Raw genomic sequence first — 20,716 nt, forward strand, 5'->3', positions numbered from 1 at the left:
GCGTACATGCAGTCGAGTGGCGTGCGTCGGGACGTGTCCCTAGCTTTACATGTAATCACTCATAGTTGGTCAGGAGAACCGAATGACAATCCCACCGATTCGCCGACGCGCACTCATCGCGGCGACGACCGCCCTTGCCGGCGCGACCGTCCTCGCCGGTTGTACCGACTCGAGCGCGACCGGCGGCTCGGCGCAAAGCCTCTCGTCGGCTCCGGCTCAGTACGAGCTCGCCTCGGTGTGTCCGAAGAACGTGGTCGTGCAGTTGCAGTGGCAGCCACAATCCGACATGGCCGGCGTCATCGGTCTGATGGGCCCCGGTTACCGCGTCGACGAGAAACAGAAGTCGGCGACCGGGCCGTTGGTCTACGAGGGTGGCGACACCGGTGTCGACATCACGCTGCGAGCGGGTGGACCGGCCATCGGGTTCCAATCGGTCCCATCGGCGATGTACGCCGACGACGGCATCGACCTCGGGTTGGTGCACGGCGATCAGATGGTCTCGGCCGCCGCCGGTCAGCGCGTGGTGGGGGTGACACCGCTATTGCAGTACAACCCGTCGATCCTGATGTGGGATCCGCGGGTCCACCCGGACTGGAAGACCATCGGTGACATCGGCAAATCGAATGCCACCGTCGTGGTGTCCAAGGATCAGGTCTTCCCGCAGTGGTTGGTCGCAAAGGGTTTGCTCAAGCAGAGCCAACTCGACACCGGTTACGACGGCGCACCCGCCCGCTTTGTCGGCGATTCGTCGATCGCCCAACAGGGGTTCGCCAATTCCGAGCCGTACACCTTCGAACACGAGACGCCGTCGTGGAACAAACCCGTGGCGTACGCAATGGTGAAAGACGCCGGTTACGACGTCTACGCGTCCAACGTCACCGTCCGACCGGACAAGATGCAATCGCTGAGCGGGTGCCTGCGGAAGCTGGTGCCGATGATCCAGCGGACCGGCAAGAACTACGTGGCGTCTCCCGGCGCGATCAACGCCACGATCACCGACTGGGTCGGCAAGGACGTCTCCTTCAACCCCTACAGTCCGGGCGAGGCCCAGTACTCCGCCGGATTGCTCAAGGACAAGGGCGTCATCGGACCGGACCCGGCCGGGGTCTGGGGCGGTTACGACCTGACCAAGGCGCAGTCGTCGATCGACGAGCTGATCCCGGTGCTGAACAAGTCCGGCTCCGACCTGCCCGCCACGATGCCCGCCTCGCAGCTGTACACGACGCAATTCATCGATACCGCCGTCCGCTGACGTCACCGTGCGTGCCATCGCCGCGAATAATCCGCTCGCCGAGGCCGTTGTGTGGGGCATGACATCGACAGCCGACACCGCATCCGTCCGGTCCCTGCACGACAAAGCCGTCACCCTGCTCCGCCTGCACGTCCCCGGCGACCCGGTGATTCTGCCGACCGTCTGGGACGCCTGGTCGGCGCAGCTGGCCGCCGACGCGGGGTTCGCGGGGTTGACCGTCGGTTCGCACCCGGTGGCCGATTCGATCGGCAAACCGGACAACGAGGGGATGACCTTTGCCGACCTGCTGGCCCGCGTCCCCCAGATCACCGGTGCGGTGGACATCCCCGTCTCGGTGGACATCGAATCCGGCTACGGCCAGGAACCGCGGCGACTGATCGAGGGGCTTCTCTCGGTCGGGGCGGTCGGTCTCAACGTGGAGGACACCGTGCACAGCGAGGGCGGACGGTTGCGCGAGCCGCAGGAACACGCCGACTTCGTCGGGGCACTCCGGGCCGCGGCCGACGAGGCCGGGGTTCACGTGGTGGTCAACGCGCGCACCGACCTGCTGCTGAAGAAGATCGGCGACGAGACCGACCGCGTCGAACGAGCCGTCTCCCGACTGTCGCTGGCCGCCGCGGCAGGCGCAGACGTGCTGTACCCGGTGGGATTCCACGACGCGTCGACCACACGCCGACTGACCGCAGAACTCCCGTTGCCGGTGAACGCGATCGCCACGCCGGCCGAGGGTGATCGCGCCGAGCTGGCCGACCTCGGCGTGGCCAGGGTCAGCTTCGGCCCGACGCTGCAGGCGAATCTGGCGCAGCGGGCGACGGAGTTGTTCGGCCGCTGGCGCTGACCAGACCCCACTCCCGCGCCAACAGTTCGTGGGAACGTCGCCGGTCGTCGGCGTCGTGGGTGACGCTGGTGATCACCAGCTCGTCGGCGCCGGTCACGCGCGCCAGCGTCTGCAACCGCTCGGCGACCCGGCCGGCGTCCCCCACGAACTGGGTGCGCGTCCGGTCGGCGACCACTGCCCGCTGGTCGTCGTCGAGCGGGCCGGTGGTGCGGGGGTCGGGATAGGGCGCGGCGCCACCGCCCGCCCGGATGCTGTGCACCCAGTGCCCGTAGGTCGCTGCGAGATGCTCCGCGGTCGGGGTGTCCTCGGCGACCACCACGTCGGCCGACACCACCACATAGGGCTGCGACAGCCGATCCGACGGTCGGAACGCTGCGCGGTAGGCCTCGACGGCCTCCAGCGTGGTCGCCGGGCTGACGTGGTAGTTCGCCACGAACGGCAGACCTCGCGCGCCCGCGACCTGCGCACTCTGCCCCTTGCTGCTGCCGAAGATCCACACCTCCACGTCGGCGTGTTCGCCGGGTACGGCCGAGAGGGGGTGACCGTCGACGGTGAACGTGCCGTCGAGCAGCGCGAGGATGTCGGCCACCGCGGCGTCGAAGTCGGGGGTCGCGGCGCCCGGTTGTTGGAGTGCGGCCGCAGAGGCCGCGATCCGCGGTGACCCCAGGAGTTTCTCCAGTGGGAACGACTGCGGGATCAGCAATCCGTCCACCACGTGTTCGGGGGTCGACGGTGGCGTGGACCCCGATCCGTTCGGCCCAGACCCGTTCGATCCAGACCCGTTGGACCCCGCCACCTGGCTCTGACGGGCCGCCGCAAGCGCCTCCCCGCGCTTCTGTCCCGACCGCCCGAGCCCCAGGTCGAGACGGCCCGGGTGCAGGGCGTCGATGGTGCCGAATGCCTCGACCACCGACGCCGGGGTGTGGTGGCCGAGTTGAACGGCCGCGGAACCGATCCGGATACGTTCGGTGGCCGCGGCGACCAGGGCGAGCAGGGTGGTGGTCGACGAACTGGCCACGGCGACGAAGTGGTGTTCGGCCAACCAGAACCGGTGGTAACCCAGCGCCTCGGCGTGCTGGGCCAGCGCGACGGTGTGCCGTAGTGCCTCGGCGGGTGTGGAACCCGCGACGACGGGCGACAGGTCGAGGACGGAGAGCGGGACCGGAGGAGCGGACGAGCCGGTCACCGGTACGTGACCGCGTCGCCACGCGGCCCCTCGTCGGCCACGGCGTTCTGGACCATCCACGTCGGCGGCGCCTCGGGATGCAGCGACGCGGCCACCGACATCTGGACCGCCGAGATGCGGTCGACACCGAGTCCACCCGTCGCCGGAGGGATCTGGAACCACTGGGACCAGGACATCGGCCCATGGCAACCCATGACCGCCCATCCCGCCAGGGTTGAATTCACACTGATTCTTCGCCCCTTCCCGGGGATCGATCGGGTCACCCCGCACGTTGACCCGGACATGTCGGAACAACTCCATGTGGCCATCGCGCTCGATGGCGCGGGGTGGCACCCCGCGGCCTGGCGCGCGGACTCAGCCCGCCCCGGTGAACTCCTCTCCGCGCGCTACTGGGTCGATCAGGTTCGTGTCGCCGAGCGCGGTCTGGTCGACCTGGTGACCATCGAGGACGCGTTCAGCCTGTGGCGCAGGGATGCGCAACCGCGCACCGATCGCGCCGTCGGACACCTCGACGCCGAGCTGATCGCGGCCAGAGTGGCGCCCGCGGTCCCCAACATCGGACTCGTCCCCACCGTGGTGGCCACCCACACCGAACCGTTCCACGTGTCCAAGGCGATCGCGACCCTCGATCACGTGTCACATGGCCGGGCCGGGGTACGGATCCGGATATCGCATCGCGCCGACGAGGCGCCGCTGCTCGGCCGTCGCACCGGTGACGACCCCGTCGCCGACCTACTGGACGAGGCGGCCGATCACATCGAGGTGATCCGCGGCCTCTGGGACAGCTGGGAGGACGACGCCGAGATCCGCGACGCGGCCACGGGCCGGTTCGTCGACCGCGACAAGCTGCACTACATCGATTTCGAGGGCCGGTTCTTCTCCGTCCGCGGTCCGTCCATCACCCCGCGACCGCCCCAGGGGCAACCTGTGGTCGCTGCCCTCGCACATCACGACGACGTGTACCGGTTGGTGGGCCGCAGCGCCGACCTGGGCTTCGTCACTCCGGGCGATCCGGACCAGGCGCGCCACGCCTTCGACACCGTGCAGGCGGCGCGGCAGGAGTTCGGTCGCGACGACGAGCCGGTGCACGTGTTCGCCGACCTCACCGTGTTCCTCGGCCCGACCCGCGACGCGGCGGTCGCCCGTAAGGCGCGCCTCGACGACCTGGCCGGAGAGGAATTCGTCGACGACGCGCCCTCGGTGGTCGGGACCGCTGCCGACGTCGCCGACCGGATCGTCGAACTGGCCAATCCGACCACCGGACTCACCGGCGTGCGGCTGCGACCCGGGTCCATCCCCGACGACCTCCGGTCGATCGCCGACGACCTTGTTCCCGAGCTGCAACGCCGGGGTGTCTTCCGCACGGAGTACCGCGAGGAGTCGCTGCGGTCCCGGCTGGGTCTGGACCGGCCGACCAACCGTTACGCCGACCGACGATCGAAAGCAGGCGTCCGATGACCAAGCAGGTGCACCTCGCCGCACATTTCCCCGGCGTCAACAACACCACCGTCTGGAGCGATCCCGCCGCGGGCAGCCACATCGACTTCGAGTCCTTCGTACACCTCGCGAAGACCGCCGAACGGGCCAGATTCGACTTCCTGTTCCTGGCCGAGGGGCTGCGTCTACGGGAGCAGAACGGACTGATCTACGACCTCGACGTGGTCGGTCGACCGGACACCTTCACCGTGTTGGCCGCGCTGGCCGCGGTTACCGATCGACTCGGGCTGACCGGCACCATCAACTCCACCTTCAATGAACCGTTCGAGGTGGCCCGGCAGTTCGCCAGCCTGGAACACCTGAGCGAGGGCCGTGGCGCCTGGAACGTGGTGACCTCGTGGGACGAGTTCACCGGGGAGAACTTCCGCCGCGGCGGGTATCTGGCCAAGGAGGACCGGTACCAGCGGGCCAAACAATTCCTGCAGGTCGCGACCGAGCTGTGGGACTCCTGGCGCGACGACGACATCGTTGCCGACAAGGCCACCGGCGAGTTCCTGCGGCGCGCCGACGCCGGCTCGTTCACCCACACCGACAGCCAGTTCGACATCAGCGGTCAGTTCCCCGTGCCGCATGGTGTGGTGTCCGGCCGGCCGGTGATCTTCCAGGCCGGGGACTCCGAGGAGGGCCGCGAGTTCGCCGCCGCCGAGGCGGATGCCATCTTCTCCCGGCATTCCACGCTGGACGACGGTCAGGCGTTCTACACCGACGTCAAGGATCGGTTGGCGAAGTACGGACGGGAACGCGACGAGCTGCTGATCCTGCCCGCGGCGACCTTTGTCCTCGGTGACACGGATGCCGAGGCGGCCGAGGCGGCCCACGAGGTCCGGTTGCAGCAGGTCAGCCCGCAGACCGCGATCAAGTTCCTGGAGCAGCTCTGGAACCGCGACCTGTCCGACCACGACCCCGACGGTCCGCTGCCGACGGTGGATCCGATCCCCGGGGAGAACACCGTGGCCAAGGGGCGCGCGAGTGTGCGCATCCATCGCGATCCCCGCGACGTGGCCGCCGAGTGGCGGCAACGGGCCGAGGCGGAGAACCTGACCACCCGCGAGCTGATCATCGAGGTCACCGGCAGGCAGTCGTTCATCGGTTCACCGAAGACCGTGGCCGAGACCATCAACCGGTTCGTGCAGGAGGACGCGTCCGACGGGTTCATCCTCGTCCCACACATCACACCGGGCGGGCTCGACCGATTCGCCGACGAGGTGGTGCCGATCCTGCAGGAGGCCGGGGTACACCGCACCGAGTACAGCGGCACCACTCTGCGTGGTCACCTCGGGTTGCGTGATCGTTCCGGGCTGCGTCATCGTTCTGACCCAGGGGCGGTATCGGGCGCAACGGTGACCGGCGCGCAGGCGTAGGCGTCCGAACCCCCGGGGGGCACTGCGCTCAGTTCGGGGCAGCCGCCATCCGAAGCACGTCGGTCACGAGGACACGGGCGTAGTCGGCGTCGATCGGCAAACCGAACACGGCGTGGTGATAGAGCGGCGCGACCATGTGGTCGAGTACCTGCCGCGGTTCGGGGACCCGCTCGCCCCGATCCCGGGCGCGGTCGATCATCTGCCCGGCCTGCGCCCGTCGCGTCTCCCAGCACGGGCAGGTCTCGACGCCGCCGTCGTCGCGAGCCGACACCAGGGCGCGCAGGTAGGCGACGCGGTGCGGTCGGGCGATGTCCTCGGCGATGATGACCGCCCACGCGTCGAGGTCGGCGGGCAGGTTCCCGGTGTCGGGCAGCGGCTCGTCGCGGGTCAGCGCGGCGACCGCGACCTCCTCGAGCAGGACGTCGACGGACCCCCACCGCCGATAGATGCTGGTCGGGTTGACACCAGCCGCCTCGGCGACCTGCGGAATGGTCATCGTCTCCCGAAAACCAGTGCTGACCAGCGTTCCCACCGCTCGGTAGACGGCGTCCTGCACACGGGCACTACGTCCGCCCGGACGGCGTCCACGGGCGTCGGTGGATGTGGTCGATGCGACGGTCATACGACCATTATTGCAAATGGCTTGGCTTTAACGGTGCGGACTGGTACTCGTAGTACTAAAGCAAAGTTAGCTGCTTTAGCAATGAGAGCCCCACGACACACCGCCCCAGAGGAGTACATGTGTCCTCCATCCGTATCGGCCGGGCCACCGCCTTCTGGGTGGTCGCCGGCCTGACCACCTTCGTGTTGTTCGCCTCGGCGGCGCCGTCGCCGATCTACCCGATCTACCAACAGCTGTGGGGGTTCTCGTCCTTCACGCTGACCGTGGTGTTCGCGGTCTACGTGGTCGCACTGCTGGGCAGCCTGCTCACCGTGGGCTCGCTGTCGGATCACATCGGGCGACGACCGGTGATGGCGCTGGCGCTCGTCGGTCTCATCGTCGCGATGATCGTGTTCATCACCGCCGACGGCGTGGGTCTGCTCGTCGCCGCGCGGGTACTGCAGGGTCTGGCCACCGGCGCGATCCTCGGCACGCTCAGTGCGGCGACCTTCGACCTGCAACCCGACGACCACACCGGCGCGATGGCCAACGGTGCCGCTCCCGGTCTCGGGTTGTCGCTGGGCGTGTTGATCGCCGGAGTGCTGGTGCAATACGCCCCGGCGCCGCGCTTCCTGATCTACGGGATCTGCATCGCCGTGTTCGCGGTGTTGCTGATCGCGGTGGTGCTGATCCCCGAGACGTCCGCGCGGGTCGGGTTCGAGTCGCGGCGCCATCTGCTCACCACCATCTCACCGCGGGCGTCGGTTCCGGGGTCGGTGCGCGGGGTGTTCCTGGCCGGGGTGCCCGCGATGATCGCGACCTGGTCGTTGGGCGGTCTGCAGTTGTCGCTCGGATCGTCGATCGTCGGGCGCATCCTCGGCGTGCAGAACCACGCCGCCGCAGGCGCCATGCTGTTCACCTTCTTCGCCTCGGCCGCGGTGTCGGCTGTGGTCTTCGGACGCACCCCCGCGACCACCAAGCTGGTCATCGGGTTCACCGGCCTGCTGGTCGGCGTCAGCCTCTCGTTGGTCGGGGTGATCACCGCATCCATCCCCGTCTACCTGGTGGGGGCCGCAGTGGCGGGCATCGGTTTCGGCACGGCATTCGTCGGCGTGATGGCCACCATCGGTGCGGCCACCGAACCGACCCAGCGCGGCCAGGTGTTCGCGTCGGTGTTCCTGGTCAGTTACACCGGGTTCTCGGTCCCTGCGGTGGTCGCCGGACTCGCCACCGAACAGTTCGGTCTGCGCACCACGGCCATCGGGTACGCGTCCTTCGTCATCGCGCTGGTGGTCATCGCCTCCGCTGCCGCGGTGTGGGTCAACCGCCGGGCCCGACGCATCGCCGCGGTGCCCGCGCCCGTCGTCGAGCCGGTCGGCGCAATGGCCGTCGACGGTGAGCTCGCCCGCTGCCGCGGTTGAGGTCGACGGCCCGCTCGGCACGGATGAGAGCCCGGTCGACGCGAACAACGGCCCACTCGACGTCGGGGGAGCGACTGCGCGGGGTAGAACTGTGGGCATGCACCTCGAACTCACCGAAGACGAGCAGCAGTTCCGCGACGAGTTGCGGACGTTCTTCACCACGAAGATTCCCAAGGAGGTGCGGGAACGCACCGCCGCCGGTGCGCCGAACATGCCCGACGACGCCATCACCGCCCTGCGCATCCTCGACGAGGAGGGGCTGGCCGTACCCAACTGGCCGGTCGAGTGGGGCGGCAAGGACTGGACGCCGGTGCAGCGGCACATCTACCACGACCAGCTGATCCTGGCCTCCGTACCCGACCCGTTGGCGTTCAACGTCAGCATGGTCGGCCCGGTGATCGCCGCCTTCGGCTCGGAGGAACTCAAGCAGCGGTTCCTGCCCAAGACCGCCAACCTCGACATCTGGTGGTGCCAGGGATTCTCCGAACCCGAGGCCGGCTCGGATCTGGCGTCCCTGAAGACCAAGGCCGTGCGCGACGGTGACCACTACGTGGTCAACGGGCAGAAGACCTGGACCACGCTGGCCCAGCACGCCGATTGGATCTTCTGCCTGGTGCGCACCGATCCCGCCGCCCCGAAGAAGCAGGCGGGCATCAGCTTCCTGCTCATCGACATGAACAGCGAGGGCGTCGAACGTCGTCCGATCCAGTTGATCGACGGAAGCTACGAGGTCAACGAGGTCTGGTTCAACGACGTCCGGGTTCCGGTGGAGAACCTCGTCGGTGAGGAGAACGCGGGCTGGAGTTACGCGAAATTCCTGCTCGGTAACGAGCGCACCGGTGTGGCCCGGGTGGGCCTGATCAAGAACCGCGTCGCGCAGGCCAAGGAACGCGCCGCGTCCATCCCCACGCCGGACGGAACCCTGCTCGACGACCCGCTTTTCGCCGCGCGTATCGCCGAGCTGGAGAACGAGGTGCTTGCCCTGGAACTGACCACCCTGCGGGTGGTGAGCGCCTCGGACAACGGCAAGCCCAACCCGGTGTCGTCGCTGATCAAACTGCGGGGCACCGAACTGCAGCAGTCCGCGACGGAACTGCTCGCGGACGTGGCCGGGGTGGATTCGCTACCGAACGACGCATCCGACATCGGGTCTCCGGACTGGGCCCAGCGCGCCACCCCCATCTACCTCAACACCCGCAAGACGACGATCTACGGCGGTTCGTCGGAGGTGCAGCGCACCATCATCTCCTCCACCATCCTCGGCCTGTAGCCGCCGGCCGCCCCCTCTTGCCGCCACCCCTCACACCGGGAGACGAACACCTCATATGGACTTCGAACTGAACGACGAACAGACGATGCTGCGCGACACCGTGCGCGACGTACTGGGCAACACCTACGACGTGGAGACGCTGCGCGCGCAGACCGCCACCGACCTGGGGTGGAGCACCGACCTGTGGAAGCAGCTGGCCGAGATCGGCATCCTCGGCCTGCCGTTCGCCGAGGCCGACGGTGGCATGGACGCCGGCCCGGTGGAGGTCGCCGCGGTGCTGGGTGAGATCGGGCGCAGCCTGGCGCCCGAGCCGGTGCTCGACTGCGCCTTTCTGCCCGGGGTGCTGATCGCCAGGACCGCCGACGACGATCAGCGACGCGACCTGCTCACCGACGTGGCCGCCGGCGACCTGTTGCTGGCCTGGGCGCACGTCGAACCGGGCGACCGGTGGCCGGTGGCGCAGGTGTCGACCACGGCGACCGAACGCGACGGCGGCTGGGTGCTCAGCGGTACCAAGAATCCGGTGCTGCACGGCGATTGCGCGAACAAGATCGTGGTCAGCGCCCGCGCCGGCGACGAGATCGGGTTGTTCCTGGCCGACGCCGACGCCGACGGGGTGACCCGCACCGCGTACCGCACCCACGACCTGCGCCGCGGTGCGCAGCTGACGTTCGACGACGCACCCGCCCACCGGCTGGGTTCCGGAGACGCCGCCGAGGCCATCGCCTACGCCGAGGCGTTCGCGCAGATGGCGTTGTGTGCCGAGGCGGTGGGTGCGATGGAGAAGGCGCTCTATCTGACCACCGACTACCTCAAGCAGCGCAAGCAGTTCGGGGTGCCGCTGGCCAAGTTCCAGACGCTGACCCAGCGAGCCGCGGACATGTACGTCAAGCTCGAGCTCGCCCGCAGTCTCAGCCTGTACGCCACCGCCACCCTCGCGGAGGGCCGGGTCGACCCGACCGTCTCGTCGCGGGCCAAACTGCAGATCGGTCGCTCGGCCACCAGCATCGGCCAGGAGGCCATCCAGATGCACGGTGGTATCGGGATGACCGTCGAGTACCCGGTGGGCCACTACACCAGCCGTTTGACGGCCATCGGTCACACGTTGGGCGGCGCCGAGGAACACCTGCGGCAACTGTCGCGGTCGATCGCCGACTGGGACATGCTCACCGTGATCTGACCTGCGGTGAGTCAACTCAGCGTCGACGGTGGACAGACCGGGTCGCGACTGCGGCTACGTCGCGACGACGGGTCGCACAGCGACCACGACGCCCGCCCGATACTCACCGATCGGCCGGTGCTGCCGCAGGTGGTGGCTCTCGCCGAGGAGCTGCTGACGTCGACCGGGGACACCGTCGAGTGCATCGCGGTGGGGTTGTCGGGGCTCACCGCCGACGCCCAGCGGCCCGATGCGCTGCTCGACGCCGCGACCCACCTGGGGGTGCGGCGGGTGGCGCTCGCCCACGACTCGGTGACCGCTTTTCTGGCCGCCAACCGCGATCATCACGGGGTGGTGGTGGCGGCAGGCACCGGCGTGGTGACGCTGGCCGTCGCGACCGGTGTGGCCCGCGTGGACGGCTGGGGGTACCTCTTCGGTGACGCGGGCAGCGCGTTCTGGATCGGCCGCGCCGGGGTGGATGCGGCGTTGCGCGCCCACGACGGGCGGGGTGAGTCGACGGTGCTGAGGGACGCCGCGGCCGAGCGGTTCGGCGAGATGTCGGAGCTGTACATGCGGGTGCAGGCCGACCCTGGTCGGGTGTCGGCGGTGGCCGGTTTCGCCCGCACCGTGGCGGAGGTCGCCGACGGCGGAGACGCGGTGGCCGAGCGCATCATCGACGATGCCGCCGCCGCGCTGACCGAGTCCGTGGTCGCAGGTTCTCGACGCGCCGGATGGTCAACAGGCCACGAACTGCGCGTCAGCTGGGTCGGGAAGGTTCTCGGCTCCAACCGCCGACTCCGCTCCCGATTCGTCGAGCTGGTGATCGCGGCACTGCCGGAGGCCGCTGTCGAACCGCCGATCGGGAAGACCCTCGATGGTGTGGAGTTGCTCAGCGAGGTGGACCCGCGGAGTCCGCTGCGCCGGCTCATCGCGCAAGCCGGGGCCGACAGTGCCGGCTGAGCGAGTTCACGCCATCTGAGCGGGTTCACCCGACCACGAACACCGCGCGGATTCCCTCGATCCAGATGCGAACCAACAGGTCGAAGTCCTCGTCGCCGCCGACGGCGTATCCCTGAGCCGCGCGCATCGACAGACCCTCGGCGAGCAATGGAAAGCGTCCACGAAGCGCGGTCACGGTGGCCTCGTCGAGGGTGGGGACCGCGGACTCCTCGGCGATGCGGCCGAGCACGAACGCATTGAACCCCCCGGCCAACCGGGTGGCAGCACCGAGATCGATCGACAGTTGGTCGTGCAGCACCGCGACGGTGCGTTCGATGAAGACACCGAGGTTCACGGCCCGGTCGAGCCCGGCACCGACGGCGATCGCCGGGCCGCCGCGGTGTGCACGTAACGCCGCGCGCATCGCACGTGCGGCTCCCATCAGCCACGCATCCCACCCGTACACGGGCGCGCTGTTCCAGATGGGGACCGCGGGCCGCACGATGACGTCGACCATCTCGTCGAGTAGTGCGCGCTTGCCGGGTATGTGCCAGTACAGGGCGGGAGCGCGAACCCCCAGCCGGTCGGCCAGGCGCCGCAACGACAACCCGTCGATCCCTTCGGCCTCGGCCATCTCCAGTGCGGTGCCGACGATCGTCGTCATGGTGAGTGCCACCTGTGCAGCCTATCCTGCGTCACTTAACGCGTTAATCTAGAATGTGATTGAACGCGTTAAGGAGGAGGTTCGATGAACAGTGCCGTGATCGTTGTCGGTGCCGGACCGGTCGGTCTGATGCTCGCCTGCGAACTGCGACTGCAGGGAGTGACCGTCGAGGTGATCGAGCGGCTCGACGCTCCGGTGACACATTCGAAGGCCTTCGGACTGAACGCCCGCACGATGGAGTGCCTGGCGTTACGCGGACTGCTCGAACCCATGCGAGAACGCGCGCGCCACGCCCGAGTCGAACAGTTCGGCGGTGCTCCGGCGCCCAGCAGTCAGCTCACCCTGGCGCACTTCGCAGGTGTGCGCACGGTACGGATCGACGACGTCGACGCAGCGTTCGGCGGCATGCTCGGGATCCAGCAGTCCGATGTAGAGGCGGTGCTGACGGAGCGGGCGGTCGAATCGGGGGTGCGGATCACCCGGGGAGTCGACCTCGTGGACATCGAGCAGGACGCCGCGGAAGTGCGCATCCGAACCCGTACCGACGGCGACCGCCACCTGACCATGACCGCCGACGTCGTCGTCGGCTGCGACGGCGGTCGCAGTGCCGTGCGCACCCTCACCGGCTTCCCGACGACCAGCACCCCGCCCACCATGACCGGGCGCTTGGCCGTCGCGCGGGTTCCGGATCTGCTGATGGATCCCGGGGCCGGATGGCACCGCACCGGCACGGGGGTCATCCAGGTGTTGCCGGGTCGGGTGATCGTCGCCGAATTCACCGGAGCGCCGGAGAATCGGCATGCCGTCGTCACAGCCGACGAGGTGCGCGAGGCCGCGGAACGCGTCGTCGGCCGGCGCGTCGCGTGGCCGACCGAGACCGGGTGGTGCACCGGCTTCACCGACCACACCCTGATCGCCGACGACTATCGACACGGTCGCGTCCTTCTGGCCGGCGACGCCGCGCACGTGCATTCTCCGTTCGGCGGGCAGGGATTGAATCTCGGCGTCCAGGACGCGGTCAATCTCGGTTGGAAGTTGGCGGCGTGGCTGCACGACCCGACTGCGGAGACGCTGCTGGACGGCTACACCACCGAGCGCCGAGCGGTGGCTGCGCGCGTCCTGCACAACACTCGCGCCCAGGTCGCGCTGATGAACCCGGACAACCGCGTCACCCCGTTACGCGAACTGTTCACCGAGATGATGGACATCCGGGACGTCAATCAGCGGCTGGCCGCAGTACTGAGCTCCACCGATGTACGCATACCCGGATCCGACCCCGCATCGTGGGTCGGCGGGTTCATGCCCAACATCCCGATCACGACCGCCGACGGGACCGGCGGGTGTGCTCTGGACTTCTTCGACGACGGCCGATGGGTGCTGTTCGACCTCGGCGACGACGGTGAGCCGCACCCCACCGCACGGCACGTCGTATCGGGTACACCCCGCCCGGGGTACACCGGTCCCGCACGCATCCTCGTCCGGCCCGACGGGTACGTCGCCTGGACCTCCTCCGCCGACGAGAGGGGACCCGACGAACCGGCCAATGACCGTTGTCACATACAGTGACATGACTCACTCATGACATGACCCACCTGTCCCACTATTTCTTCGGAGGATCACTGATGGCCACGCCGCTCATCGAGGACTCGATCGACATCGCCGCCGACCCCGAGGCGGTGTGGTCGGTGGTGTCCGACCTCAAGCGCATGAGCGAGTGGAGCCCGCAGTGCGTCCGGCAGATCGTCCTCGGTGGAGACGTGCGGCTGGGCACCAGGACCATCAACGTCAACCGGCGCGGACCGATGTTCTGGCCGACCACCGCCAAGGTCGTCGCCTTCGAACCGGCTCGTCAGATCGCGTTCCGGGTCACCGAGAACCACACGGTGTGGAGTTTCGCCATCACCCCCACCGATACCGGGGTGACGCTCACCGAGAAGCGCGAGGCCAAGGACGGCAAGACCACCGCGGTATCGCGCATCGGTATCGACAAGCTGCTCGGTGGCGAGGAGACCTTCGAGAGCGAACTGCGCGAGGGCATCCGCGAGACGCTGGGCAAGATCAAGCGGGCGTCCGAGCAGGCCTGATCACGGCTCGACCGACAACTTCTGGACCAGCGCGGGCAGGTCGGCGATGGAGCCGATCACGTGATCGGGCACCGGACCGAACTCGTCACGCTGCAACCGCACCAGGGCCTCCTGCCGGAACTTGCCGGTGCGGACCAGCGCGCCGACCAGCGCCGACGCCTGCGCGCCCAGGATGTCGTTGTGCATGTCGTCGCCGACCATGAGCACCGACGTCGGTTCCAGCTTCATCATCTCCACCGCGGCGCGGAAGCCCAGCGGCGACGGCTTGCCGATGGCCCGGATCTTCTTCCCCGACGCCTTCTCCAGCCCCTCGAGGTAGACGCCGGTATCGATCATCAGACCGTGGTCGGTGGACCAGATCGTCGACCGGTGCATGGCGATCACCGGCACCCCCGATAGCAAGAAGTCGAGGACCCGCGACAGCAGTTGGTGGGTGAAGACGTCGCCCGCGCCGCCGAGCACCACCACCTCCGGGTCGCGATCGGTCGGCGGACCGTCGGCACCGCCGACCAGGTTCACCCCGTCCATGTCGGAGGTGATGTCACCCTGATTGAGCACCCAGACCCGTTTGCCGGGGTAGTTGGCCTGCAGGTACTCGGCGGTGAGCTTGGCGGCGGTGAGGATCTCCGCGGCCCGCACGCCGAATCCGTTGCGGTTGAGCAGTTCGGCGATCTGTGCCCGTGACTTGGACGTGGTGTTGGTCAGGAACATCCGCGGCATCCCACGGTCGGCCAATGTGGTGATGGCCTCGACGGCCCCGGGCAGCGGCTCCCACGAGGTCACCATCACCCCGTCGATGTCGAGCAACAACCCTTCGATCATGGGCAAAATCTATCGCTCACCGACGTGCGTTGCAGTTTCTGCTGCTCTGGCATGCTTGTCCCCATGCCCGACTCCACCCCCGACACCGGTGTGACCGACACGCAGACGCTGCGGGACCGGGTGCGGACGCTGATGACGCAGGCACAGGACGACCTCGGCACGATGGTCGCCTTCCGTACCGTGTTCGGCGTTCCCGAGCTGGCCGACGACTGCCGTCGCAGCGCCGACTGGGTCGCCACGGCGTTCACCGACGCCGGGGTGCCCAGCGAGGTGCTGGACACCGCCGACGGGAGTTTCGCGGTGTTCGGTCGTCGGGAGGCGCCCGCAGGCGACAGCCCGGTGCCGACGGTGTTGCTGTACAGCCACCACGACGTGCAGCCGGCCGGACCGGACGCCGACTGGCACTCTCCCGCCTTCGAACTGACCGAGCGCGACGGACGCTGGTACGGCCGCGGTGCCGCCGACTGCAAGGGCAACGTGGTCGCACACCTGACCGCACTCCGCGCCCTCGGAGACGACATCCCCTGCACCGTGAAGGTCGTCGTCGAGGGATCCGAGGAGGCCGGGGGCGAGGGTCTCGAACACTTGGTGCGGGATCGGCCGGAACTCTTCGCCGCGGACGTCATCGTCATCGCCGACGCCGGAAACGTGGAGGTGGGCACACCCACGCTGACCACCAACCTACGAGGAGTGGCCAATCTCGATGTCACGGTGGAGACGCTCGGTACCGAGGTGCATTCCGGCCAGTTCGGCGGGGCCGCGCCCGACGCCCTCGCCGCGCTCGTCGCCGGGTTGGCCAGCCTGCGTGATGAGCAGGGCAACACCACCATCGACGGTCTGCGCACCGACCAGGTGTGGACCGGCGCCCCCTACTCCTCCGACCGGTTCCGCGGTGACGCCGGCGTTCTCGACGGAGTGGACCTGCTGGGGTCGGGTACTCCCGCCGACATGACGTGGGCGCGCCCGTCGGTGACCGTGATCGGCCTCGACGCGCCACCCACCGACGACTGTGCGGCGGCCATCCGACCGCGGGCGTCGGCGGTGTTGAACCTGCGGGTGCCCGCGGGGGTGGATGCCGAGGAGGCCCGCGACCTGCTCGCCGACCATCTGCGTGCGCACATCCCGTGGCGGGCCCGGGTGACCTTCGGGACCGAGATGACCGGCCAACCGTTCGCCGCCCGCCTCGACGGGCCCTTCTACCAGGTGCTGAGCAGTGCGCTCGCCCGTGCCTACGACGCCGCGGTGGTGCACAGCGGCCAGGGTGGGTCGATCCCGCTGGCCGGGGTGTTGATGGACATCGCCCCCGCAGCCGAGATCGCCCTGCTGGGTGTGGAGGAGCCGAGCTGCCGGATCCACGCCCCCGACGAGAGCGTCGACCCGGGTGAGATCGAGCGCACCGCGCTCGCGGAGGCGATCTTCATCGACTCGCTGCGCGCCCGATGATGCGCACCGTCTCAGAACACCAGCACGTGGTCGCCGGCCTGTTCCCCCCGCCGCGGGCCGAGGTGGTCCCGCTCGCCGCCGCGCTGGGGCGGATCACGGCAGCCGATGTGCGGGCGACCGTTGACCTGCCCGGTTTCGACAACTCGGCCATGGACGGGTACGCGGTGCGCGCCGTCGACATCGCCGCTGCCGCAGAAGACAGCCCGGTCACGCTGCCGGTCTCCGCGGACATCCCGGCGGGTCGCACCGACCCGCTGTACCTCGACCCCGGCACCGCGCACCGGATCATGACCGGGTCACCGCTGCCGTCGGGCGCCGACGCCGTGGTGCCGGTGGAGCAGACCGACGCGGGACTGCAGTCGGTCGCCGTCCACGCGTCGGTGGCCCAGGGCGCCTCGGTGCGCACCGCCGGTTCCGACATCGTCGTCGGCGACCTCGCGATCCCGGCGGGTACGGTGCTGCACGCGCCGGCCATCGGGTTGCTGGCCGCCCTCGGGTTGCCCGGTGTGGAGGTGCTCGCGCCGGTGCGGGTGGTGGTGGTGTCCACCGGGTCGGAGCTGGTGGCGGCCGGACAACCTCTGCGGCACGGACAGATCTACGAGTCCAACGGGGTGATGCTGACCTCGGCGCTCAGTGAGGCCGGAGCCATCGCCCGTCAGGAGCACTTCGTCCCCGACGACGTCGCGCAGTTCCGCGAACGGCTCGACGCGATCATCACCGACGAACGCGGGTGCGACCTCATCGTCACCTCCGGTGGGGTGAGCGCCGGAGCCTACGAGGTGGTCAAGGACGCTCTCGCGGGCGACGGGGTGGAGTTCGTCAAGGTCGCGATGCAACCGGGGATGCCGCAGGGGTGTGGTCGGATCCGCGGCCCCGACGGACAGTCGGTGCCGATCGTCACCCTCCCCGGCAACCCGGTCAGCGCACAGGTCTCGTTCGAGGTGTTCCTGCGCGCACCGCTGCGCCGGGCGATGGGTCTGGCCGACGATCGCGAGCGGACCACCGCCGAGTTGACCGCACCGTTGCACTCCCCCGCGGGCAAGAGACAGTTCCGACGCGGCATCATCCGCATCGAGGATGGGAGGGTGGTGGTCGACCCGATCGGTCCGCCGTCGTCGCATCACCTGCGGTACCTCGCCGCGGCGAACGCCCTCATCGACGTCGGCACGGACACCGAGAACCTCGCCCGCGGCGACCTCGCCGAGGTCATCCTGATCGATGACGGCTCCGCCTGATCGCTGTCCGAACCCGACCCCTGATCCGACCTGACCGCTGCCGACCGGACCGCCGAGAGGACATCGTGGCCAGACGCCCACCCATCGACGACCCCCGCGCGGTCACCGCGCACACCAGCGGGATCGCGCACGTCGTCGAGCTGATCCGCCACACCGTGCCGCCGATGCATCCGGCCGGGCTACCGTTCGTCGCCGCCGCGGGCGGCGTCGCGGTGGCCGGCCGCAGACACCGCTGGATCCGTACGCCCGCCGCCGCCACCGCGCTAGCCTGCGCGGCGTTCTTCCGGCACCCCGATCGGGTGCCGCCGTCGACGCCCGGCGCGGTGGTCGCACCCGCCGACGGCGAGATCACGCTCGTGGACACCGCGACACCCCCGGCGGAGTTGGGCTGGCCCGACCTGCCGTTGCCGAGGGTCTCGACGTTCCTGTCGCTGCTCGACGTGCACGTGCAACGCTCCCCGAGCACCGGCACGGTCACGCGCTCGGTGCACACCCCCGGATCCTTCCTGTCGGCCGACCTGCCCGCGGCCAGTGAACAGAACGAGCGGCAGAGCATGGCCATCCGCACCGAAGGCGGCCAGGAGATCGCGGTGGTGCAGATCGCCGGTTTGTTGGCGCGACGCATCGTCTGCGACCCAGAGTCGGGCGACCGACTGAGCGTTGGTGAGACCTACGGCCTGATCCGGTTCGGCTCTCGCGTCGACGTGTACCTGCCCGCGCGTACCGAACTTCTGGTCCGACCCGGTCAACGCGCGGTCGGCGGCGAGACCGTGTTCGCCACCCTCCCTTCGACCGACGGAACGGGCTCGGACCGATGAGCGTCCGCGCACCCAAACCCGACCGCCCACCCGGTTCCCACCCGCGCCGCCGCCCGACCAGGCGACAGTCGTCGTTCCCCCCGTCGGGTCGGATGTCGGTGCCGTCGGCGTTGAGTGGCGGCGGTCGGCTGCTGGTGCCGTCAGCGCTGACCGTGCTCGCGATCTGTGCCGGTCTGTCTTCGGTGAAGTTCGCCCTCGACAACCGGGTGGACCTGTCGATCGCGATGATCGCGGCAGCAGCGCTGCTCGACGGTCTCGACGGTCGGGTCGCGCGATTGTTGGGGGCGACCACCAAGATCGGCGCCGAACTCGACTCGCTGGCCGATGCGATCAACTTCGGGGTCGCGCCCGCGCTGACCATCTATCTGGTGCTGATGCGCGACAACAACGTCGGGTGGGTGCTCGCGCTGGTGTACTGCTGCGCGATCGTGCTGCGGTTGGCGCGGTTCAACATCCTCGCCGACGACGAGGATCAGCCCGAGTGGAGCAAGGGCTTCTTCGTGGGCGTACCCGCTCCGGCCACCGCGATCATCGCGCTGGCACCGGTGGCGGGCCGGCAGCAGTGGGGCGACGGTTGGTGGGAGAGCACCACCGCGGTGGCGGTCTGGACGGTGCTCAGTGCACTGCTGGCGGTCAGCCGCATCCCCACCGCGTCGCTGAAGTCGTGGGCGGTCCCGCAGCGGGCGCTGGCGGCGATCCTGTTCGTGGTCGCCGTGGCGGCCGCACTGCTGGTCACCTACCCGTATCTGCTGATGTTGCTGGCGATCGCGGCCTACCTGCTGCACATCCCGTTCGCCTGGCGGACGCAGAGCTGGGTACGCGCCCGACCCGACACCTGGGACTACGCCCCCTCCGAGCGTCGGGCGGAGCGCAAGGCGATGCGTCGGGCCCGCAGACCGCGACCGCGGGTGTCGGAGGCCCGACTGGGCCTCCGACGACCACGCTGATCGCTAGCTGCTCAACGAGCCCTGGGTGCCGGTCTGACCGTCGGGCACCTGCAGATCCGAGCTGCTGCCGGTACCGCTGCCGGGTACGGTGCCCTGCTGCTGGGTTCCCGTGCCCGACTGCCCGGTGCCAGACTGGGTGCCGTCGGACTGGCCACCCATCTGGCCCTGCCCCATCTGGCCGCCACCCATCTGACCGCCCATCTGGCCGCCACCCATCTGGCCGCCGAACGGGCTGTTCATCTGACTGCCGCCGGGTCCCTGCTGCGTGCTGCTCGATCCGGAATGACCCGCCCAGTACCCCACTCCGAAACCGATGCCGGTGAACAGCAGCCCGATCGCCACCGCGCCGGCGACCACCACGTTGCGCACGCTGAAGGTCTGCACGCCGGGGGTGTTCGCGGCCGGGTCGTTCGGGTTGTGGGCATCGGCCACCCCTGCCCGTGGCGCGGTCGGGGCTTCCGCGACCTGGGAACGCTGGTCGTAGGGATGCGCTGCGGCTGCTGGCTGGGACATGGAGTTCTCACCCTCGTCGATCGGCGGGCACGGCACCCGCGGTCCGGCGATCTGCCGGTCTGATCACTTGGTACGGAGCAGAACTTGCGACCGTCTGTGACGATCCTGGCAATCAGGTGTGCGCCGGGTCGACGCATCGCGCGTCAGCTGCCGGTGCTGATCTCGTAGTAGACCGAGTTCGCGCCACCGGTCGCCGTGGGTGCGGCCCCGACCTGGACGAAGTAGTGGGTGCCCTTCTTGGTCCCGTCGAGCAGCACCACCCGGGCTCCCGACGTCCCGCTCCGGCTCGACTCGGTGTACCCGGCCGCGGTCAATGTGCCGACCGCGGCATCGAGCGCATCCTTCGATCCGGACCGCGCCTGGATGGTGAGGTTCCATCCGTTGGCCTTGGAACCACCCGCCGCCAGCACCGTGCCGTCGATGAGCGGGATGTCACCGGTGGGCAGGTCGGCCGGAATGGTGACACCCGAGCCCGACGACGGCCCCGGCTTGTCGCTCCCCGCACCGCACCCGGCGACCAGCACCACGGCCAGCATCGCCACCAGCACCCCGACTACGGGCGTCCGTGCCCCACCAGACCTCATCCGTGAACCCTCCCACACCCGCTCGCGACCACCGCTCGAGCAGCCACGGTAGCCGGAGACGCCGCGACCAGCACCGGTAGAC

The 20,716-nt window shown here is 69.2% G+C and carries 21 protein-coding genes; 14 read left to right on the plus strand and 7 right to left on the minus strand.

Translation table 11 applies throughout. The annotated features are described in order from the left end of the window. Positions 1-82 precede the first annotated feature (82 nt). A complete protein-coding gene (locus BW971_RS08245; protein ID WP_076478449.1) occupies positions 83-1,252 on the plus strand; it encodes a nitrate ABC transporter substrate-binding protein in 1,170 nt (389 codons plus the stop codon). A gap of 58 nt (positions 1,253-1,310) precedes the next feature. Beyond that, on the plus strand, positions 1,311-2,090 hold the full coding sequence (locus BW971_RS08250; RefSeq protein WP_076478853.1) for an isocitrate lyase/PEP mutase family protein: 780 nt from the start codon (positions 1,311-1,313) through the stop codon (positions 2,088-2,090). Here the strand turns inward: BW971_RS08250 and BW971_RS08255 are convergent. Together BW971_RS08255 and BW971_RS21865 are read right to left on the minus strand one after the other, a co-directional pair. Beyond that, positions 2,020-3,276 (minus strand): LLM class flavin-dependent oxidoreductase, encoded by a 1,257-nt coding sequence (locus BW971_RS08255; RefSeq protein ID WP_076478451.1) that lies wholly within the window; start codon positions 3,274-3,276, stop codon positions 2,020-2,022. The genes BW971_RS08250 and BW971_RS08255 overlap by 71 nt on opposite strands. Continuing rightward, complete coding sequence (locus BW971_RS21865) at positions 3,273-3,452, minus strand: hypothetical protein (protein WP_076478453.1); 180 nt, start codon at positions 3,450-3,452, stop codon at positions 3,273-3,275. The genes BW971_RS08255 and BW971_RS21865 overlap by 4 nt, the downstream gene beginning before the upstream one ends. Before the next feature lie 106 nt (positions 3,453-3,558). Between BW971_RS21865 and BW971_RS08265 the strand changes: the two genes are divergently transcribed. Together BW971_RS08265 and BW971_RS08270 are read left to right on the plus strand one after the other, a co-directional pair. After that, a complete protein-coding gene (locus tag BW971_RS08265; protein WP_076478855.1) occupies positions 3,559-4,734 on the plus strand; it encodes an LLM class flavin-dependent oxidoreductase in 1,176 nt (391 codons plus the stop codon). Beyond that, positions 4,731-6,134, plus strand: coding sequence for an NtaA/DmoA family FMN-dependent monooxygenase (locus tag BW971_RS08270; RefSeq protein ID WP_076478455.1), 1,404 nt, complete (start codon positions 4,731-4,733; stop codon positions 6,132-6,134). The genes BW971_RS08265 and BW971_RS08270 overlap by 4 nt, the downstream gene beginning before the upstream one ends. Positions 6,135-6,162: 28 nt before the next feature. Here the strand turns inward: BW971_RS08270 and BW971_RS08275 are convergent, their stop codons facing one another. Further along, the gene (locus BW971_RS08275; RefSeq protein WP_076478457.1) at positions 6,163-6,756 is read right to left on the minus strand and encodes a TetR/AcrR family transcriptional regulator; all 594 of its coding nucleotides are present in this window, start codon (positions 6,754-6,756) and stop codon (positions 6,163-6,165) included. A gap of 119 nt (positions 6,757-6,875) precedes the next feature. Here BW971_RS08275 and BW971_RS08280 point away from each other — a divergent pair, with 119 nt between their 5' ends. The 4 genes from BW971_RS08280 (at position 6,876) to BW971_RS08295 (ending at position 11,545) form a co-directional block, all read left to right on the plus strand. Further along, positions 6,876-8,156, plus strand: coding sequence for an MFS transporter (locus BW971_RS08280; RefSeq protein ID WP_076478459.1), 1,281 nt, complete (start codon positions 6,876-6,878; stop codon positions 8,154-8,156). A gap of 97 nt (positions 8,157-8,253) precedes the next feature. Continuing rightward, entirely contained in the window at positions 8,254-9,426 is a 1,173-nt protein-coding gene (locus tag BW971_RS08285) for an acyl-CoA dehydrogenase family protein (RefSeq protein ID WP_076478857.1), read from the plus strand. A 55-nt stretch (positions 9,427-9,481) separates the two neighbouring features. Further along, positions 9,482-10,606 carry an acyl-CoA dehydrogenase family protein gene (locus BW971_RS08290; protein ID WP_076478461.1) on the plus strand — a complete coding sequence of 375 codons (1,125 nt, stop codon included), beginning with the start codon at positions 9,482-9,484 and terminating at the stop codon, positions 10,604-10,606. A gap of 6 nt (positions 10,607-10,612) precedes the next feature. After that, positions 10,613-11,545, plus strand: coding sequence for an N-acetylglucosamine kinase (locus BW971_RS08295; protein ID WP_076478463.1), 933 nt, complete (start codon positions 10,613-10,615; stop codon positions 11,543-11,545). Positions 11,546-11,570: 25 nt separating this feature from the next. Here the strand turns inward: BW971_RS08295 and BW971_RS08300 are convergent, their stop codons facing one another. Then, entirely contained in the window at positions 11,571-12,200 is a 630-nt protein-coding gene (locus tag BW971_RS08300) for a TetR family transcriptional regulator (RefSeq protein ID WP_083709520.1), read from the minus strand. Positions 12,201-12,272: 72 nt separating this feature from the next. On the opposite strand from BW971_RS08300, the gene BW971_RS08305 reads away from it, so the two are divergent. Further along, complete coding sequence (locus tag BW971_RS08305) at positions 12,273-13,754, plus strand: FAD-dependent monooxygenase (protein ID WP_076478465.1); 1,482 nt, start codon at positions 12,273-12,275, stop codon at positions 13,752-13,754. 56 nt (positions 13,755-13,810) lie between these two features. Then, positions 13,811-14,272, plus strand: coding sequence for an SRPBCC family protein (locus BW971_RS08310; RefSeq protein WP_076478861.1), 462 nt, complete (start codon positions 13,811-13,813; stop codon positions 14,270-14,272). On the opposite strand, the gene BW971_RS08315 is transcribed toward BW971_RS08310, so the two are convergent. Continuing rightward, positions 14,273-15,094: an HAD-IIA family hydrolase gene (locus BW971_RS08315; RefSeq protein ID WP_076478467.1), complete on the minus strand. Its 822-nt coding sequence runs from the start codon at positions 15,092-15,094 to the stop codon at positions 14,273-14,275. A 63-nt stretch (positions 15,095-15,157) separates the two neighbouring features. On the opposite strand from BW971_RS08315, the gene BW971_RS08320 reads away from it, so the two are divergent. The 4 genes from BW971_RS08320 (at position 15,158) to BW971_RS08335 (ending at position 19,537) form a co-directional block, all read left to right on the plus strand. Continuing rightward, positions 15,158-16,537: a dipeptidase gene (locus BW971_RS08320; RefSeq protein WP_076478469.1), complete on the plus strand. Its 1,380-nt coding sequence runs from the start codon at positions 15,158-15,160 to the stop codon at positions 16,535-16,537. Then, complete coding sequence (gene moeA, locus BW971_RS08325; protein WP_076478471.1) at positions 16,537-17,772, plus strand: molybdopterin molybdotransferase MoeA; 1,236 nt, start codon at positions 16,537-16,539, stop codon at positions 17,770-17,772. The genes BW971_RS08320 and moeA overlap by 1 nt, the downstream gene beginning before the upstream one ends. A 65-nt stretch (positions 17,773-17,837) precedes the next feature. Then, positions 17,838-18,590 (plus strand): phosphatidylserine decarboxylase, encoded by a 753-nt coding sequence (locus tag BW971_RS08330; protein ID WP_076478473.1) that lies wholly within the window; start codon positions 17,838-17,840, stop codon positions 18,588-18,590. Then, the gene (locus tag BW971_RS08335; RefSeq protein WP_200799386.1) at positions 18,587-19,537 is read left to right on the plus strand and encodes a CDP-alcohol phosphatidyltransferase family protein; all 951 of its coding nucleotides are present in this window, start codon (positions 18,587-18,589) and stop codon (positions 19,535-19,537) included. Before BW971_RS08330 ends, BW971_RS08335 begins: the two co-directional genes overlap by 4 nt. Before the next feature lie 3 nt (positions 19,538-19,540). Here the strand turns inward: BW971_RS08335 and BW971_RS08340 are convergent, their stop codons facing one another. Continuing rightward, entirely contained in the window at positions 19,541-20,050 is a 510-nt protein-coding gene (locus tag BW971_RS08340; protein ID WP_143690264.1) for a hypothetical protein, read from the minus strand. A 143-nt stretch (positions 20,051-20,193) separates the two neighbouring features. Beyond that, positions 20,194-20,634, minus strand: a complete 441-nt coding sequence (locus tag BW971_RS08345; RefSeq protein ID WP_076478477.1) for a hypothetical protein — start codon at positions 20,632-20,634, stop codon at positions 20,194-20,196. Positions 20,635-20,716: the final 82 nt, after the last annotated feature.

Source organism: Williamsia sterculiae (assembly GCF_900156495.1).
Taxonomy (GTDB): domain Bacteria; phylum Actinomycetota; class Actinomycetes; order Mycobacteriales; family Mycobacteriaceae; genus Williamsia_B; species Williamsia_B sterculiae.